At 56.7% G+C, this 395-nt stretch carries 1 protein-coding gene; it reads left to right on the top strand.

All coding sequences use genetic code 11. From position 1 onward, the window contains the following. The coding region (locus SB771_RS33610; RefSeq protein ID WP_410721869.1) for an OmpW/AlkL family protein at window positions 1–395 on the top strand (395 nt) is incomplete at both ends.

Below are 395 nucleotides of genomic sequence, written 5' to 3'. Positions count from 1 at the left end.
GTCACGGACAACATCGGCGTTGCCACACTCATCGGACTTCCCCTGACAGTGAATCTGGTTGGTGATGGCACGCTCGGAAAATACGGCACCCTCGGGACGACGCGACCGATGCCCCCCGCCATCGTTCTGCGATACCACCTGTTTGGCGCGCAGTCGAAATTCCGTCCTTTCGTCGGGGTAGGGGTGAACTATACGTGGTTCACCCAGGTTCGCACGACTAATAGTCAGTTCGTCACGGATAACCTTGGTCCAGGCGGATCAGCGCACGCGTCACTCAGTTCATCGTGGAATCCGGTATTCGAGATCGGGGTGAATTACGCAATGACAAAGCACTGGTCTGTCGGAGCCGCTGTCGGTTACGTTCCATTGAAGAGTCACCTTACGCTGGATGGGAC

The sequence above is a fragment of the Burkholderia sp. SIMBA_051 genome (assembly GCF_046534915.1).
GTDB classification, from domain to species: Bacteria; Pseudomonadota; Gammaproteobacteria; order Burkholderiales; family Burkholderiaceae; genus Burkholderia; species Burkholderia ambifaria.
This window is presented reverse-complemented; position numbering and strand designations above follow the sequence as displayed.